Here is a 15534-nt window from a genome sequence, read left to right on the forward strand (position 1 = left end):
AGACAGACACGTCGAGCAGGTACGAAAGTAGGTCTTAGTGATCCGGTGGTTCTGTATGGAAGGGCCATCGCTCAACGGATAAAAGGTACTCCGGGGATAACAGGCTGATACCGCCCAAGAGTTCATATCGACGGCGGTGTTTGGCACCTCGATGTCGGCTCATCACATCCTGGGGCTGAAGCCGGTCCCAAGGGTATGGCTGTTCGCCATTTAAAGTGGTACGCGAGCTGGGTTTAGAACGTCGTGAGACAGTTCGGTCCCTATCTGCCGTGGACGTTTGAGATTTGAGAGGGGCTGCTCCTAGTACGAGAGGACCGGAGTGGACGAACCTCTGGTGTTCCGGTTGTCACGCCAGTGGCATTGCCGGGTAGCTATGTTCGGAAAAGATAACCGCTGAAAGCATCTAAGCGGGAAACTTGCCTCAAGATGAGATCTCACTGGGACCTTGAGTCCCCTGAAGGGCCGTCGAAGACTACGACGTTGATAGGCAGGGTGTGTAAGCGCTGTGAGGCGTTGAGCTAACCTGTACTAATTGCCCGTGAGGCTTGACCATATAACACCCAAGCAATCTGTAGACTCGAAAGAGGCCAGATTGCGGTGTGTGAAGACGCAATGAACCGAAAGTTCGAGTCAAAACCCACAAACTATCGCATACCCATTCGCTGGAACGTGACCGCAAGGCACGCGCTGGCTACCGAATTTCTTGACGACCATAGAGCATTGGAACCACCTGATCCCATCCCGAACTCAGAAGTGAAACGATGCATCGCCGATGGTAGTGTGGGGTTTCCCCATGTGAGAGTAGGTCATCGTCAAGATTAAATTCCGAAACCCCTATCTGCTGACGCAGGTAGGGGTTTTGTTTTGCCCGCAAGAAAATTGACCTGAGGACATCCTCTTCGACACCATCAATCAAGCCCCACGTACCGGGCAGCTCAGGTCTCCTTCTTCGCAGTTGAGGTACGTCTTGAACGCCTCTACTCGCGCCTTCGTCAGGGCTGTAATGCAGTCATTCTGAATCATCGGATAGACGCTCCCCCCTTCGGCACCAGAAGCAGAAAAGCTGCATTCGGCGTCACGGAAGTCAATCCAGGCTCGCTGTGCCTTGACCAGCAATTGCTTGGCCTCGGCATTGTCTTTCAAACGCGCTGTGATCTGTTTGTACAGACTGTTCAGTTCCTTGTCGGCGGCCTTGGTCTCTTGGGCTGCACACTGGTTTATGTCGCCTTGGGTCGTGGCGTTGGTACAAACGTCAGCCTGGACAGCGCCAATGAACAACAGCGGAATCAGGGGCAGCAACAAACGGGTGTACATCATCAATCTCTCCATGAGGGGTAAAAACTGCTGGAGGAGTGTAACCAAACAAGGCGTTGATACAACTTTACGGTTGGCCTTGTGGTCTTACAGGCCTAATGTTGAACACAGGAGGTGACGACCCATGCATCTATCTGATCGTATCGAAAGAAAGATCTTGTTGAAGGCGCCGCGTTCGCAGGTCTGGCGAGCCATGGCCAATGCTGAAGCCTTCGGCCAATGGTTTGGCGTGGATCTCGCGGGCAAGCGGTTTGTCGCCGGTGAGCGCACCCAAGGGCAGATTACCTATCCGGGTTATGAGCATCTTGTGTGGGATGTCCTGGTGGAGCGTGTCGAACCCGAGCGAGTGTTCTCGTTTCGCTGGCATCCTTACGCTGTGGAGCCGCAGACCGACTATTCCCAAGAGTCCGAGACGCGTGTGCTATTCGAGCTTGAAGACATGGGCGGTGGCACTCTGCTGAAGGTAGTGGAGTCGGGGTTCAATGACATTCCCGAGGCGCGTCGACTCAAGGCTTTCCGAATGGACAGTCGTGGTTGGGATGAACAGATGGCCAATATTGAAGAGTATCTGAACAAGCCATGATGGATCCCAAGGACCAAACGCCGGTTACCTGACCGGGCTAAGGGTTTCCGGAAGGGGTGATATGGCGAATGTCTTACACGGCTTGGTAGCTATGTCCTCTGTTTCACTTTGGATCCGACGCGTAATCTAGCCTCATCCACTGAAGCACAGGAAGTGCTCAGGATCAGGGACGATCGACCTTGCAAGGATGGCTACCGACAGGGAGTCGTAATGGTCTTGGAAAAACCCGCTTCGGCGGGTTTTTTTTCGCCTGTAGAAAAGTAACAGTGGCGCATAGCGAAACGCTTACGTTGCGACGCTGCTTTCTCGTCTTTTTCTGCCTATTGATCCCCTCTAATCTATATCCATCCACTGAGTACAGGGAGTGCTTGGGGTCATGGATGATGGGACCCGGCATGGAGTGCCTGACAGGAAGTCAATCTGGTCCTTGAAAAACCCGCCTAGGCGGGTTTTTTTTCGTCCAAAGAATAGCGCCATCATGCCAGGCGCCGTCCCATGGTGCGGTCAGCGCCATCAGCAGCGAGAGTCTGGTCACCGGGAGTACGGTCAGCGCCATCAGCAGCGAGAGTCTGACCGCCAGGAGTGCGATCCGCGCCGTCTGCTGCTACTGACTGCGAAGGCTCAGGCGACTGGGTAAAGAATCGATCCTGTTGCTGGCTTGGCAATGCGAAAGCGCTGGCGCTCAGGACAAGGCTGGTAACGGCGATCAGGGAATTGAAAGTTTTCATGGCAATGACTCCGGTCGTATCAAAGGGTTGAGTGCCGGGTCGTTCAGATGTCGAAATCTGCTGAACCCGTTGCAGCCCGGACGGTTGTCTTGCTGCATGGGTTCAGAGTAGGGGCGAGGTGGCTAGGGTCGTTAGTCGGATACTGCCCTCGGTTTGCCTGATCCTGTTTGTATGCAGAATCAGGCGCTGCTCGCTTGCAACGCCTGGGCGCGAAGGCGAGCGACGTCCTTGCTCGGTGAGGCGCCGAATAGACGGCTGTATTCACGGCTGAACTGCGAGGGGCTCTCGTAGCCCATTTTGTAGCCGATTGACGAAACATCGCTGTTCTCCGCCAGCAGCAGTCGTCGGGCTTCCTGCAGGCGTAACTGTTTCTGATACTGCAGCGGGCTCATGGCGGTCACGGCCTTGAAGCGATGATGCAGTGCCGAGGGACTCAGATTGATCATCTGCGCCAGGCTGTCGATGCTCAATGGTTCGGCGTAGTGGGTGTTAAGCCACTCGATGGCGCGGCTGATGCGGTGGGTCTGGGTGTCAGGAATAGCGATTTCGTGCAGCCGCCTGCCCTGGGCGCCCCGCAACAGTCGATAGAAAATCTCTTTCTGGGCCAGTGGCGCGAGGGTGGCGATGTCGTCCGGGCTGTCGAGCAGTCGCAGCAAACGCAGCATTGCGTCGAGCAGCGGCTCGTCGATGCGGTCCAGGAACAATCCGCGATCGGCTCTTTCGCTCGGTACGCCAATTGGGCTGGCATCGGCGATCAACTGGCAGATCTGTGCCGGGTCGATGTCCAGGCGTATGCACAGGTATGGTTGCTCGGGGCTGGCCTCGATCACCTGGCCGGCCAGCGGCAGCGTCACCGAGACCACCAGGTAATTGAGCGGATCGTAAACATAGCGCTCGTCAGACAGCGTGACTTCCTTGCGCCCCTGGACAATCACGCACAGCCCGGGCTTGTGCACAACGTGCAAGGCCTCGGTGGGTTGATCGCTGCGGATCAGGTGCAAGGCCTCGATGGCCGTTGCGTGGACACCATATTCCGGTGCGAAGCGCTTCATCAGGTTCGCCAGCTCGGCGCGACGCTGATCTACGCCGTTAATGGGCGTGATGGTGATGGACGTGGATACCGACATGCCGATCAATCTCCCTGACCAATTTAATGGATCGCGCTAGTAAAGCTGATTGCGGCCGTAACGACCAGAGGCGTTATCGTTACAGGATCGTGCAAATGCGCAGGAGAATCCGGCTAACCGAAGCGCCTGACACCCTCCTAATCTGGACCTGTCAAAACGCTCCCACCGGGGGCCAACGCATCCAGACGAGGAAACCATCATGTCCGATATTCAAAACAAAGTAGTGGTCATCACTGGCGCCAGCAGCGGGATTGGTGAGGCGGCAGCACGGTTGTTGGCGGCCCGCGGGGCTTGCGTGGTGCTTGGCGCCCGGCGCGTGGAGCGCTTGCAAGCGCTGGTGCAAGAACTTGAAGCCGCCGGTCACCGGGCTGCCTGCAAAGCCGTGGACGTGACCCGTCGCGACGATGTCCAGAGCCTGATCGATTTCGCCGTCGAGAAATTCGGCGGGCTTGATGTGATCATCAATAACGCCGGCGTCATGCCGCTCTCCAAGCTTGAGGCGCTGAAGGTCGAGGAATGGGACCGCATGATCGACGTCAACATCCGTGGCGTGCTGCACGGCATCGCCGCCGGCCTGCCGTTGATGCAGCGCCAGCGCAGCGGACAATTCATCAATATTGCCTCCATCGGTGCGTACACCGTCAGCCCGACTGCCGCTGTGTACTGCGCGACCAAGTTTGCCGTACGGGCGATTTCCGAAGGCCTGCGCCAGGAGGTGGGTGGGGATGTCCGCGTGACGGTGATTTCCCCCGGCGTGACCGAGTCGGAACTGGCCGAAAGCATTTCCGACGAAGGCGGACGGGCCGAGATGCGCGAGTTCCGCAGGATCGCCATCCCCGCCGAGGCCATCGCTCGGGCAATTGCCTATGCGATCGAGCAACCGGCGGACGTGGACGTCAGCGAACTGGTAGTGCGGCCGACGGCCAGCCCATTTTAAAACCTGGCGACCACTAAGAGACGTCCCATGAGAAAGGCATTTGGAGATCAGGACAAATTCGTCGGCCTGTGGGTGACGGCCGATGGCGTGATTCGCCATCGGTTGCTTCCGGGCGGGCGCTACGACGAAGCACGTGGCACTCGCGAGAGTGCCTACGAGGGCGACTATTGGCTGCAGGACGACCATATCGAATACCACGACGATACGGGTTTCACCGCCGACGGTGATTTTCGCGATGGCGTGCTGTATCACGCCGGAATGGTCCTGTATCGCCAGGAGGAATAGGCCATCCAAGCCAGGCACCGGATTGCTGTGTCTGGCTGAACCTGCCGCTACGCTGATTCCAAGCGTGCCGCAGCCCGCTGGGTGATCTGCGAGCGCACGCGGAACGATTCCGCCGAACGCCGGTTGGCCTCTTCGAGCACCAGCGTCGGCGCGGTGTCCGGAGAACCTGCGGCGAACGGCGGAGCAGGTGCGTATTCAAGCTGCAATTGGACCAGCTCGGCGGTGTCCTGGTCGAACAGCTCGGCCGCCAGGGTCAAGGCAAAATCGATTCCCGCGGTGATGCCACCACCGGTAAGCAGATTGCCGTCGCGGACCACACGGTCCTTGACCGGCGTCGCCCCGAGCGGCTGCAACAAACTGTGGAAGGCCCAGTGGGTGGTGGCGCGTTTGCCGCGCAACAATCCCGCCGCGCCCAGTACCAGCGCACCGGTGCACACCGAGGTGATGTATTTGGCATGAGTGGCCTGGCGCTTGATGAAGGCCAGGGTCTGCTCATCTTCCATCAACGGACCGACGCCGCTACCACCGGGGACACAAATGACGTCGAGCTTCGGACAGTCCTCGAAGGTGGTGGTTGGCAGCAGGACCAAGCCCGTGCTGGAGGTAACCGGCGCCAGGTCTTTCCAGATCAAATGCACTTTCACATTTGGCAGCGAAGCCAGCACGTCAAAAGGCCCGGTGAGGTCCAACTGCTGAACCTGGGGAAATAACAGAAAACCGATCTGCAACGTCATGTCGCTTGCTCCTTTGGATGATTGCCCGAGAGGGTGGACGGTTTGACTTTAGACTCGTAGGATCTGGCGTATTCGCCAATAAGCCCTCGAATCACGCCAATATGCCAAACACAGCAAAAACCGTTCATGTGCTGGCCTTCGCCAACGTACAAGTGCTGGATGTCACCGGGCCTCTGCAGGTCTTCGCGTCGGCCAATGATCTGGTTCGCGGGCAAGGCTTGCCGGCGCCGTATGCGCCGACTGTTATTGCTGCGGGTGGCGGGGCGGTGATGTCGTCGGCGGGGTTGGCGCTGATGGCCGAACCACTGCCCAGCGAGGGCAGTGACACCTTGTTGATTGCCGGCGGTTGGGGCGTGTACGAAGCCGCGAGAGATCCTGCGCTGGTGGCCTGGGTCAGGGATCAGGGAGCGCGTTCGCGAAGGGTCGCATCGGTGTGTACCGGGGCGTTTCTGCTGGCGGCCAGTGGCTGGCTGGACGGACGCCGGGTGGCGACCCATTGGACCCGTTGTGAACAGCTGGCCCGGCAACATCCAGAACTGCAGGTCGAACCCAATCCGATTTTCATCAAGGATGGTTCGGTCTGGACCTCGGCTGGAGTCACGGCCGGCATTGACCTGGCGTTGGCGCTGGTCGAAGAGGACCTGGGCCGGGCGATGGCGCTGGAAGTCGCGCGGCATCTGGTGGTATTCCTCAAGCGCCCCGGGGGGCAGTCGCAGTTCAGCGCTACCTTGGCGTTACAGGAGCAGGGCGGTCGTTTCGATAAACTGCACGCCTGGATCGCCGAAAACCTCACTCGCGACCTGGGCTTGTCGAGCCTGGCCGCCGAGGCCGGTATGAGCGAGCGCAGCTTTGTCCGTCATTACCGCGCCGAGACCGGCCAGACCCCGGCCCGTGCGGTGGAACTGATCCGCGTGGAAACTGCCCGGCGGCTGCTCTGCGACAGTGGGGTGCCGATCAAGCGCGTCGCCCTGCAATGCGGCTTCGGCAGCGAAGAAACCTTGCGTCGCAGCTTTCTGCGGGGCATGGGCGTGACGCCCCAGGCTTATCGCGAGCGGTTTGCGCTCAGCCCTCAAGCAAATCCAGCAATGCCCTGAGCGTGGCTTCAGGTGCTTCCTGAGGAATGTTATGGCCGACGCCGGCCAGCACGCGGCGCTCGTAGCGTCCGGTGAAATGCGCGGCATCTTCGTCGTGCTCGGGCGCAGGTCCCACGCCGTCATCTGCGCCGCACAGGGAAATACTCGGCACGCTGATGGCCGGTTGCGCCGCCAACTGTTCCTCCATCCATTCAAGGGTCGGATCTCCCGGCGCGTACATGAAGCGATGGCGATAGGAGTGAATCACCACCTCGACAAAATCCGGGTTATCAAACGAAGGCGCGCTCAGCGGATACAGCTCCGCACCGCGCGCCCAGGTCGGCGACCACAGGCGCCAGAGCAATTGGCACAGCTCGCGTCGGTTCTGCTTCAGGCCTTCGACGCCTCGGTCGGTGTGGAAGTAATACTGATACCACAAGCGGTATTCGGTTTCCGGGTCCAGTGGCTGGGTCGATCGAGGAATATTCTGCAGGTTGTAGCCATCGCCGGTGACCAGGCAGCGAACGCGCTCGGGCCACAACGCGGCGACAATGCATGCGGCGCGGCCACCCCAGTCATAGCCGCACAGCGCTGCCTGGGGTATGTCGAGTGCGTGCATCAGGTCCAGCAGGTCCTGGGCCAGTGCCGCTTGCTGGCCGGAGCGGGCAATCGCGGGATTGTTGAACCGGGTCGGGCCGTAGCCGCGCAGGTACGGCACGATGACTCGATAACCGCGTTGGGCCAAGGGCGGGGCAACCTCGTCAAAGGCCCGCGGATCGTAGGGAAAACCGTGCAGCAGGATGATCGGCTCGCCGTTGGCGGGGCCGTGTTCCTCATAGGCGATGCGCAGCAGCGGCGTTACCGCAAAATTGATCCTGGGCGCAGATGTCATGTCGGTCTCCGGCTTCACTCGGTTGGGGTCAGGCGGGTTCCTGGTTCACATATTTGGCCCGGTCTGGCGTGAATGTCACGATCATGCTCGTGTTGGAGCAGGTCAGGGTGCGTTCCTCGGCCAGGTCGATGTCCAGGTCTTCGCCGCGCAGGCCCTGCCATTGGGCCAGGTACTTGAGGCAACCGAACTTGGCGGTCTTCTTCAGGCTGCGGCTGACCCCGCCTTTCCAGCCCAGCACCGGTAGCTCTCCGGCGAGACAACGTTGCGCCAGTTCAGGGAACCTCTGCGCCCGGTCGCGGCCGACTTCCCAGCATTTGATCAAGCCCTTGTCCGGGCCGTCCCAGAGTTCTTCGCGGCTCAGCCCGGTGCGGGGTTCGGTGGTGATGGGACGTTGGATATGCGTCATGGTCGGATCCTTGAGTCGGGTTCTTATCGGGCAGCTCCGCTGCACCCGTGAGTGCGTCGATCTTAGGAGAGGGGGACGGGGCTGGCAACCAGGTGTCACTCAAATGCGTTTGGCTTTGGCGAAAAGCAGATCCACCGTGGCGAGGGAGCTTGCTCCCGCTCGGCTGCGCAGCAGTCGTCGCTTTTCAATCCGGAATTTTTGGGGTCGCTGCGCAACCCAGCGGGAGCAAGCTCCCTCGCCACGGGGGACAATCCAAATTTCCCCTCACGGCTGCCAATGATTTTTCTCCCCGCTCAACCTGCGGTCCAGGAAACTCGCCGCGCTGATCAGCGCCAGATGGCTCAGCGCCTGGGGCAGGTTACCCAGGTGATAACCATGGCTGTCGAATTCCTCGGCATACAGCCCAAGCGGATTGGCGTAGCGCAGCAATTGTTCGAATTCCAGTTGGGCTTTCTCCACGCGGCCGGCGCGGGCCAGGCACTCGACGTACCAGAACGAGCAGGCGACGAACGAACCTTCGGTGCCGCTGAGACCGTCGATGGAGCCGTCGTCGGTGCGGTAGCGATAGACCATGCCATCGCGCACCAGGTCTTTCTCGATCGCGTCCAGCGTCGACAGCCAGCGCGGGTCGCGGGCACTGACGAAGCGCACCAGCGGCATCAGCAGCATCGAGCCGTCAAGGGCGGTGCTGCCCAGGCGCTGGACGAAATGCTGGTGTTCGTCGTTCCAGAAATTCGTCCAGATGTCTTCATAGATGGCCTGTCGAGTCTCGTCCCAACGGGCGAACGGGGCGGGCAGGGAGCGTTTGCTCGCCAGGCGGATGGCACGGTCCACCGCCACCCAGCACATCAGCCGCGAATGCAGGAAATGCTGCTCCTCGCCGCGCATTTCCCAGATGCCCACGTCCTTGTCCCGCCAGATTTCGCACACCTGGTCGACCACATCGACCGTGTGTTTCCAGCCCTGGTGGGAGATGGCTTCGCCGTATTTGTTGACCAGGTACACCGCATCCATCAACTCGCCGAAGATGTCCAACTGCACCTGCTGGTAGGCGAGGTTGCCGATGCGCACCGGTCGCGCGTTGCCGTAGCCGCTCAGGTGCGTCAGCTCGGTTTCCGGCAGTTCGAGCCGGCCGTCCAGGCCGTAAAGAATGTTGAGCTTGGTCGGTTGTTCGCGGCAGTCGCTGACCCGGCCGCGCAGCCAGCGCATATAGGCGTTGGCTTCGTCGACAAAGCCCAGGCGCATGAACGCGTAGACGGTGAACGAGGCGTCGCGGATCCAGGTGTAGCGGTAATCCCAGTTGCGTTCGCCGCCGCGTGTTTCCGGCAGGCCGAAGGTGGCGGCGGCGAGGATCGCGCCCTGTTTGCGCGAGGTCAGCAGCTTCAGCGCCAACGCCGAGCGGTTGACCATTTCCCGCCAGCGGCCACGGTAGTTGGATTGGCCGATCCAGCCGCGCCAGAACGCCAGGGTTCTCTCCAGGCACAGGGCACTGGTGTCGTCCACCAGGCGCGGGTCGTCGATGCCACCCAAGAGAAATTCAGCGGTCTGGCCTTGGCCCAGGGTGAACTCGGCCACCGCCGCCTGGCCATCCAGGGTCATGGGCTGGTCGGCGCACAGGCGCAGGCTCGGTTGCTGCGGGGCCTCGAAGATGACGTGATCGCCGTCCTGGCGCGCGGTAGTCGCGGCGCGTGAATAATCATGGCGCACCGCGCAGCGCATGCGAAACGTCGCGCTGCCGACCGTCATGCGCACTCGGCGCATCAAGACCGGCAAATCATCCTCGCTGTCGCCAATGGGCAGCAGATCGGTGATCTCCACCACCACGCCATCGCTCAGCCAGCGGGTCTGCAGGACATTGGTGTCGGGCAGGTAGATTTGCTGGCGACGGGCATCCGGCAAATCCGGAGCAAGCTGGAAGATGCCCGCTTCGGGGGTGTCGAGCAGCGAACAGAAGATCGACGGGCTGTCGAATTCCGGCCAGCAGAAAAAATCCACGCTGCCCCGATCGTTGACCAGCGCCGCCGTGCGCATGTCACCGATGATGCCGTGGTTTTCGATCGGGCTCTGCGGTTCGTCATGATCAGCCATTGCCGCGGAACCCCGGATAGAGGCTCATCCCGCCATCGATGAACAGCGTGGTGCCCACCACATAATCGGACAGGTCCGACGCCAGCCAGACCACCGCGTTGGCGACATCCTCCACATTGCCGACCCGGCCGTAGGGGATCAGCTGCAACAGCTCCTGTTCCTTGTCGCCCTCCATGGCCTCACGGTTGATGGCCGTGCGGATGGCGCCGGGGGCGATGCTGTTGATGCGGATGCGCTGGTGACTCGTTTCCTGGGCCAGGGTCTGCATGAGCTGATCGATGCCGCCCTTGGACGCCGCGTAATTGACGTGGCCGGCCCAGGGGATGCGCTGGTGCACCGAACTCATGTGGATGATCTTGCCGGCGGCCCGGGACACACCCTGGCGAATGCCCTGGCGGTTGAAAATGCGCAAGGCCGCGCGGGCGCAAAGGAACTGGCCGGTGAGGTTGACGTCGATGACGGTGTTCCAGTCGTCCAGGCTCATGTCGACGGCGGCGGCATCTTTTTGCAGGCCGGAGTTGGCGACCAGGATGTCCAGCGTGCCGAACGCGTCCAGGGTCTGGGCGAATAGCCGCTCGACGTCCTGTTCCTTCGACACATCGGCGCCGATGGCGATGGCTCGGCCACCGCTGTCGTTGATCTCGCGGGCCAGGTCTTCGGCGGGGCCGGCGCTGGAATGGTAATTGAGCACCACGGCGGCACCGGCCGCCGCCAGTGCCCGGGCCGAACCTGCGCCAATGCCGGAGCTGGCGCCGGTGACCAGAGCAACTTGTCGGGCAAGAGAAATCTGCATGGGATAGCACCTTGAACTGAGGGCCTTACTTGCTGACTGACGACAGGCGCGCAGAGTTCATTTGCAGGCGGCAGTCTTCACATATCACCCACAGTTTTGCGCTTTCCCCGGCACCGTCCTTTGTGGCAAGTTGCAGGCCCTTGTTGAGGCGGCGTCCCATGGCAAATCCTTATCGTGAACTGTTCAGCGCACCTGGCAGCCGTGGCTTCGTGCTGGCGGGAATGATCGCGCGCATGCCGATATCGATGACCGGGATCGGCGTGATCACCATGCTTGCGCAGCTCAAGGGCGGCTACGGATTGGCCGGCGCGGTGGCGGCGACGTTTGCCTTGGCGACGGCGTTCTGCGCGCCGCAGGTGTCGCGGCTGGTCGACCGTTTTGGCCAGGGACGGGTCTTGCCATTAGCGGCGCTGCTGGGTGGCGGGGCGTTGCTGATGCTGCTGTTGTGCACGCGCTTGCAGGCGCCCCAGTGGACGCTGTTCCTGTTCGCCGCCCTGGCCGGTTGCATGCCCAGCATGTCGGCGATGGTGCGGGCGCGCTGGACCGAGGTGTATCGCGGCCAGCCGCAGCTGCGCACTGCCTATGCGCTGGAGTCAGTGTTGGACGAGGTCTGCTTCATCGTCGGACCGCCGCTGTCGGTGGGGTTGTGCGTGGTGGCGTTCCCGGAGGCCGGGCCGCTGGCCTCGGTGTTACTGCTGGCGATCGGCGTGACGGCGTTTGTCCTGCAGCGCGGCACCGAGCCGCCGGTGCACCCGCATCAGGCGCATCACCAAGGCTCGATCATCAGCTCAAGCGACGTGCTTTTGCTGCTGCTGTTGATGGTCGCCATGGGCGTCATCGTCGGGGTGGTGGACGTAGTCAGCGTGGCGTTCGCCCAGCATCAGGGGCAACCGGCGGCGGCGAGCATCGTGCTGTCGGTCTATGCCATCGGCTCGTGCCTGGCCGGCCTGGCGTTCGGCGCGCTGCGCTCGAAACTGCCGTTGCCGCGATTGTTCCTGTACGGCGGCGTGGCGACGGCGCTAACCACGCTGCCGCTGTTGCTGGCGAGCAATATCCTCGGGCTGTCGCTGGCGGTATTTGTCGCGGGGTTGTTCTTCGCGCCGACGCTGATCGTCGCCATGGCCCTGGTGGAACGCATCGTGCCGCCGGCGCGGCTCACCGAAGGCCTGACCTGGCTGGTGACCGGGCTGAGCATCGGCGTGGCCATCGGCGCGGCCGGCTCGGGTTGGCTGGTGGATACGTATGGCGCGCGCAGTGGTTTCTGGCTGGCGATTGCGGCTGGGGCAGTGGTGCTGGGAGCGGCGGTGCAAAGTTATCGCCAGCAAAAATAAACGCACACCTTCTTGTGGCGAGGGAGCTTGCTCCCGCTGGGTTGCGTAGCGACCCCAAGGTTTGCGCCTGCTGCGCAGTCGAGCGGGAGCAAGCTCCCTCGCCACGAAAGCAAACTTCGGACGCTACCAACCCCGCCCCGAATTCACCCAGAAATTCACTGACAGCGAGGTGGACACCGACTCCACCTGATGAAACCAGCCCTCCGGCAAAAACAGCAAATCCCCAGCCTCCAGCGTCACCCGCAGGAAGGTCACGTCGCGGGCGTGGGGGAAACGCTCGTAGTCCGGCGCGTCCGGGTTGAAGTCGCAACCGTCCAGCCCGCCCTGGGGCGCGGTCGACCAGGTGCCCAGGGCCTCGCGGTGGTGGGGGGCGGCGAGGGTGAAGGTTTTCTGGCCCCAGACCTGGGCGAACAGGTTGTCGGTGTCGTCGCGGTGCAGCGGTGTGAGGGTGCCCTTGGGGCCGATCCAGATGCGCGGCGGAATGAACAGTGACGGATCGAAGTAGGGCGGGTACTTAATCAGCTCCATCAGCTGCGCCGGCAGTATATTGTTGCCCATGTAGGCTGGCGGCTCGCCGTCTGCACCCTTGGCGGCCGGGTTGTCGAGGGACTCGATGAAATCGGCCATGGAGGTCGAGCGGAAATCCCGCTCCGTGGAAAAGGTTTTTTTCACGTAGTCGCCGTGGCGGGTGATGCCTTGCAGCTGGGCAAAATGAACCAGGGATTCTTCCCGGCTGAGCTTGAACAAGGGCCAGTCCTGCAGCGCGTCGCTGATCACCAGCGGAATGCCATGGGGCAGGTAGCGTGCCTGGAAATCCCTCACCGACAGTTCGCTGCGCGGCCGCCGCTCGACGCTGCGTTGGGTCGGCAGGCTCGCGGTGAGGGTTTCGCTGAAGCGCGGCGGGGTCGGGTAGCGTTTGTTCATGTCGACCTTTTCCGCCGGGCGGCTGCCATTGCGGGCGTGATCGATGATCTGCGGCAGCAACGTCGCCAGGCCCATGTTGCCACCGATCTTCAGGCGGCCGCTGGCGAACAGTTCCTCGACATTGGCCAGGCCGGCCATGATCCCGAGAAAGTCCTTTTCCGCGATTTCGATGGTCACGTCGGGGCTGCTGTGCCGACCAGCCTGGGTGTGGCTGCTGGCTTTGACCTCGGACCAGTACGCCTGATGCGGGCCGAACACGAATTGGAAAACGCCGTCGATACCAACGGCGCCGGCGTTGGCGAACAGTTTGCCCAGGATGGTTTGCAGGTCCACGGCGGTCACTCTTGTGGGTTTTGGTCTTAGCAGGTAACGAGGGCCTGGATCAGAAATTTAGCCCTCGCGCCTGACCATCGCCCTAGCGTGTCGCGACGATGAACACCCTCGGGAACGGCAGCAGGACCGACCCATCGTCCAGGGCCGGATAGGCCTGTTCGATGGCCTTGAGGTATTGCTTCAGATAGTCCTCGCGCTGCGCTTCGTCCAGCGGCTCGAGGAATGGCCGCAGGCCGCTGCCCTTGAACCACTCCACGACCCCCGAGGCGCCACCGGCCAGCGGGTGATGGTAGGTGGTGCGCCACACATCGACGCGGGTGCAGTGGGGTTTGAGGATCGAGTAATAAGTGCTGGCATCCTCCACCTCGGTCCGCGAATCCGCCGCGTCGGCCAGTTGACTGGCCCAGGGGCCGCTGGCGGCAATGTCACGCATCAAACGGTGGGACGGTTGGTGCAGGGTGTCAGGCATCTGGACTGCCAGGCTGCCGCCAGGGGCGAGTTTGTCCACCAGCGACGGCAGCAGGGTGGCGTGGTCGGGCAGCCATTGCAGCACGGCGTTGGCGAAGATCACGTCGAAGGGGCCGCTTTCGTTCCAGCGCCCGATATCGGCGGTGTCGAATGTCACGCCGGGCAAGCGCTTACGGGCGGCTTCGACCATGTCGGCGGAACTGTCCAGGCCACGAACCGTTGCGTCGGGAAAGTGATCGACCAGCAGTTCGGTGGAGTTGCCGGGGCCGCAGCCCAGGTCGATGACCTGACGCGCCTGTACCGGCGGGATGGCCGCCAGCAGATCGCGGGACGGGCGGGTGCGTTCCTGTTCGAACGCGACATATTGTCGGGCGGACCAGCTCATTGTGTTCTCCTTAAGGGCAGACCAGGCCATCGGGCGTGCAGTATAAGACGCATCCGGGCGAAGGGCCGGTGACTAATTCTCCATGGCCCGGCCTCGTTATTCCTTTAATACAAACGATCGGAGAAAACCGCAGTGACCCAACTGACCCTGCTGTGTCTGCCGTATTCCGGCGCCAGCGCGATGGTTTACAGCCGCTGGCGGCGCAAGGTGCCGCAGTGGCTGACGGTGCAGCCGGTGGAGTTGCCGGGGCGTGGGGCGCGTTTCGCCGAGCCGCTGCACACCGACATGGGGCCCTTGGCCAAGCAATTGGCGCGGGAGCTGGCTCTGACCCTCCAGGCCCCTTACGCCTTGTTCGGCCACAGCCTGGGCGCGCTGCTGGCCTGTGAAATCGCTCATGCCTTGCGTGAGCTGGGCTGCCCGGAGCCGGTAGCGCTGTTTGCCTCGGGCACCGCGGCGCCGACGATGCGCGCCGACTACGACCGGGGTTTCGCCGAGCCGAAAACCGATGCCGAACTGATCGACCAGCTGCGTACCCTCAACGGTACCAGCGAAGAGGTGCTGGCCAATGAAGAGCTGATGGCTTTGACCTTGCCGGTACTGCGCGCGGACTTCCTGCTCTGTGGCCGCTACCAGCCAAGGCTTCGGTCACCGCTCAACTGCCCCGTGCACGTACTCGGCGGCACCGCCGACAAGGCCACCACCGAACAGTTGATCGGCTGGAGCCGCGAAACCAGCGGCAGCTTCTCCGTGGATATGCTGGCGGGCGGGCACTTCTTCATCCACGAACACGAGGCCAGGGTGCTGCGGCTGATCAAGGATCAGCTGAGCGTGCATCACCGGCGACACGGGTTGGCGATCAGCGCATAACCGATTCAAGACCCGCTTTTGTGGCGAGGGAGCTTGCTCCCGCTGGGCGGCGAAGCCGCCCCAAAAGAGATGGCGCATTAAGCCAGGCAGACCGCATCAGCCGGTTTACGACTGCTGCGCAGCCGAGCGGGAGCAAGCTCCCTCGCCACGGTTTTTCTTCATTCCTGACACTTGTTCCCAATCGCTAATTTTTCCGGTTTGCATTCGTTTCATAGGGACGACTTGCCTTTGTGCCTCTGTGCCCACTGATTCCGGATACCCCAGAA

16 protein-coding genes and 2 rRNA genes (1 of these 18 only partly in view) are annotated in these 15534 nt (G+C 61.9%); 8 read left to right on the plus strand and 10 right to left on the minus strand.

Annotated elements, in window-relative coordinates:
• Positions 1-553: ribosomal RNA gene (locus J3P91_RS08450) — 23S ribosomal RNA — on the plus strand (it extends 2339 nt beyond the left edge of the window).
• A gap of 149 nt (positions 554-702) precedes the next feature.
• Positions 703-818, plus strand: a 5S ribosomal RNA gene (rrf, locus tag J3P91_RS08455).
• 94 nt (positions 819-912) lie between these two features.
• Here the strand turns inward: rrf and J3P91_RS08460 are convergent.
• On the minus strand, positions 913-1314 hold the full coding sequence (locus tag J3P91_RS08460; RefSeq protein WP_434605037.1) for a lysozyme inhibitor LprI family protein: 402 nt from the start codon (positions 1312-1314) through the stop codon (positions 913-915).
• Positions 1315-1438: 124 nt separating this feature from the next.
• Between J3P91_RS08460 and J3P91_RS08465 the strand changes: the two genes are divergently transcribed.
• Positions 1439-1897: an SRPBCC family protein gene (locus J3P91_RS08465; RefSeq protein ID WP_434603372.1), complete on the plus strand. Its 459-nt coding sequence runs from the start codon at positions 1439-1441 to the stop codon at positions 1895-1897.
• A 476-nt stretch (positions 1898-2373) separates the two neighbouring features.
• Here J3P91_RS08465 and J3P91_RS08470 read toward each other — a convergent pair whose 3' ends face one another.
• The gene (locus tag J3P91_RS08470; RefSeq protein WP_434603375.1) at positions 2374-2625 is read right to left on the minus strand and encodes a hypothetical protein; all 252 of its coding nucleotides are present in this window, start codon (positions 2623-2625) and stop codon (positions 2374-2376) included.
• A 179-nt stretch (positions 2626-2804) separates the two neighbouring features.
• Positions 2805-3752 carry an AraC family transcriptional regulator gene (locus tag J3P91_RS08475; RefSeq protein WP_305495957.1) on the minus strand — a complete coding sequence of 316 codons (948 nt, stop codon included), beginning with the start codon at positions 3750-3752 and terminating at the stop codon, positions 2805-2807.
• Between the two features lie 199 nt (positions 3753-3951).
• Between J3P91_RS08475 and J3P91_RS08480 the strand changes: the two genes are divergently transcribed.
• Together J3P91_RS08480 and J3P91_RS08485 are read left to right on the plus strand one after the other, a co-directional pair.
• Positions 3952-4689 carry an SDR family oxidoreductase gene (locus tag J3P91_RS08480; RefSeq protein WP_434569275.1) on the plus strand — a complete coding sequence of 246 codons (738 nt, stop codon included), beginning with the start codon at positions 3952-3954 and terminating at the stop codon, positions 4687-4689.
• A gap of 27 nt (positions 4690-4716) precedes the next feature.
• Positions 4717-4974 (plus strand): Atu4866 domain-containing protein, encoded by a 258-nt coding sequence (locus J3P91_RS08485; RefSeq protein WP_434569274.1) that lies wholly within the window; start codon positions 4717-4719, stop codon positions 4972-4974.
• 47 nt (positions 4975-5021) lie between these two features.
• On the opposite strand, the gene inhA is transcribed toward J3P91_RS08485, so the two are convergent.
• A complete protein-coding gene (gene inhA / locus J3P91_RS08490) occupies positions 5022-5708 on the minus strand; it encodes an isonitrile hydratase (RefSeq protein ID WP_434603377.1) in 687 nt (228 codons plus the stop codon).
• Between the two features lie 101 nt (positions 5709-5809).
• Here inhA and J3P91_RS08495 point away from each other — a divergent pair, with 101 nt between their 5' ends.
• On the plus strand, positions 5810-6802 hold the full coding sequence (locus tag J3P91_RS08495; RefSeq protein WP_434603379.1) for a GlxA family transcriptional regulator: 993 nt from the start codon (positions 5810-5812) through the stop codon (positions 6800-6802).
• Here J3P91_RS08495 and J3P91_RS08500 read toward each other — a convergent pair.
• The 4 genes from J3P91_RS08500 to J3P91_RS08515 all read right to left on the minus strand — a co-directional run bounded on the left by J3P91_RS08500 (position 6771) and on the right by J3P91_RS08515 (position 10960).
• A complete protein-coding gene (locus tag J3P91_RS08500) occupies positions 6771-7673 on the minus strand; it encodes an alpha/beta fold hydrolase (protein ID WP_434603381.1) in 903 nt (300 codons plus the stop codon). The two genes, J3P91_RS08495 and J3P91_RS08500, sit on opposite strands and share 32 nt — an antisense overlap.
• 28 nt (positions 7674-7701) lie before the next feature.
• Entirely contained in the window at positions 7702-8079 is a 378-nt protein-coding gene (locus J3P91_RS08505; protein ID WP_434603383.1) for a hypothetical protein, read from the minus strand.
• Between the two features lie 264 nt (positions 8080-8343).
• Positions 8344-10167 carry a glycoside hydrolase family 15 protein gene (locus J3P91_RS08510; RefSeq protein WP_434603385.1) on the minus strand — a complete coding sequence of 608 codons (1824 nt, stop codon included), beginning with the start codon at positions 10165-10167 and terminating at the stop codon, positions 8344-8346.
• Positions 10160-10960 (minus strand): glucose 1-dehydrogenase, encoded by an 801-nt coding sequence (locus J3P91_RS08515; protein ID WP_434603387.1) that lies wholly within the window; start codon positions 10958-10960, stop codon positions 10160-10162. The genes J3P91_RS08510 and J3P91_RS08515 overlap by 8 nt, the downstream gene beginning before the upstream one ends.
• A gap of 158 nt (positions 10961-11118) precedes the next feature.
• On the opposite strand from J3P91_RS08515, the gene J3P91_RS08520 reads away from it, so the two are divergent.
• Positions 11119-12291, plus strand: a complete 1173-nt coding sequence (locus J3P91_RS08520; RefSeq protein WP_434603390.1) for an MFS transporter — start codon at positions 11119-11121, stop codon at positions 12289-12291.
• A 123-nt stretch (positions 12292-12414) separates the two neighbouring features.
• Here the strand turns inward: J3P91_RS08520 and J3P91_RS08525 are convergent, their stop codons facing one another.
• Together J3P91_RS08525 and tam are read right to left on the minus strand one after the other, a co-directional pair.
• Complete coding sequence (locus J3P91_RS08525) at positions 12415-13548, minus strand: cupin-like domain-containing protein (protein WP_434603392.1); 1134 nt, start codon at positions 13546-13548, stop codon at positions 12415-12417.
• Positions 13549-13630: 82 nt separating this feature from the next.
• On the minus strand, positions 13631-14401 hold the full coding sequence (tam, locus tag J3P91_RS08530) for a trans-aconitate 2-methyltransferase (RefSeq protein WP_434603394.1): 771 nt from the start codon (positions 14399-14401) through the stop codon (positions 13631-13633).
• 132 nt (positions 14402-14533) lie between these two features.
• On the opposite strand from tam, the gene J3P91_RS08535 reads away from it, so the two are divergent.
• Entirely contained in the window at positions 14534-15268 is a 735-nt protein-coding gene (locus tag J3P91_RS08535; RefSeq protein ID WP_434603396.1) for a thioesterase II family protein, read from the plus strand.
• The last annotated feature ends 266 nt before the right edge of the window (positions 15269-15534 follow it).

This window comes from Pseudomonas sp. Z4-7 (genome assembly GCF_051131965.1).
GTDB lineage: Bacteria > Pseudomonadota > Gammaproteobacteria > Pseudomonadales > Pseudomonadaceae > Aquipseudomonas.

Excerpts from the sequence above, each read along its gene's own strand:
- J3P91_RS08470 (WP_434603375.1), bottom strand. The coding sequence starts at position 2,625 with ATGAAAACTTTCAATTCCCTGATCGCCGTTACCAGCCTTGTCCTGAGC.
- J3P91_RS08505 (WP_434603383.1), bottom strand. The coding sequence starts at position 8,079 with ATGACGCATATCCAACGTCCCATCACCACCGAACCCCGCACCGGGCTG.
- J3P91_RS08500 (WP_434603381.1), bottom strand. The coding sequence starts at position 7,673 with ATGACATCTGCGCCCAGGATCAATTTTGCGGTAACGCCGCTGCTGCGC.
- J3P91_RS08460 (WP_434605037.1), bottom strand. The coding sequence starts at position 1,314 with ATGTACACCCGTTTGTTGCTGCCCCTGATTCCGCTGTTGTTCATTGGC.
- J3P91_RS08465 (WP_434603372.1), top strand. The coding sequence starts at position 1,439 with ATGCATCTATCTGATCGTATCGAAAGAAAGATCTTGTTGAAGGCGCCG.
- inhA (WP_434603377.1), bottom strand. The coding sequence starts at position 5,708 with ATGACGTTGCAGATCGGTTTTCTGTTATTTCCCCAGGTTCAGCAGTTG.
- J3P91_RS08495 (WP_434603379.1), top strand. The coding sequence starts at position 5,810 with ATGCCAAACACAGCAAAAACCGTTCATGTGCTGGCCTTCGCCAACGTA.
- tam (WP_434603394.1), bottom strand. The coding sequence starts at position 14,401 with ATGAGCTGGTCCGCCCGACAATATGTCGCGTTCGAACAGGAACGCACC.
- J3P91_RS08475 (WP_305495957.1), bottom strand. The coding sequence starts at position 3,752 with ATGTCGGTATCCACGTCCATCACCATCACGCCCATTAACGGCGTAGAT.
- J3P91_RS08480 (WP_434569275.1), top strand. The coding sequence starts at position 3,952 with ATGTCCGATATTCAAAACAAAGTAGTGGTCATCACTGGCGCCAGCAGC.
- J3P91_RS08485 (WP_434569274.1), top strand. The coding sequence starts at position 4,717 with ATGAGAAAGGCATTTGGAGATCAGGACAAATTCGTCGGCCTGTGGGTG.
- J3P91_RS08520 (WP_434603390.1), top strand. The coding sequence starts at position 11,119 with ATGGCAAATCCTTATCGTGAACTGTTCAGCGCACCTGGCAGCCGTGGC.
- J3P91_RS08510 (WP_434603385.1), bottom strand. The coding sequence starts at position 10,167 with ATGGCTGATCATGACGAACCGCAGAGCCCGATCGAAAACCACGGCATC.
- J3P91_RS08515 (WP_434603387.1), bottom strand. The coding sequence starts at position 10,960 with ATGCAGATTTCTCTTGCCCGACAAGTTGCTCTGGTCACCGGCGCCAGC.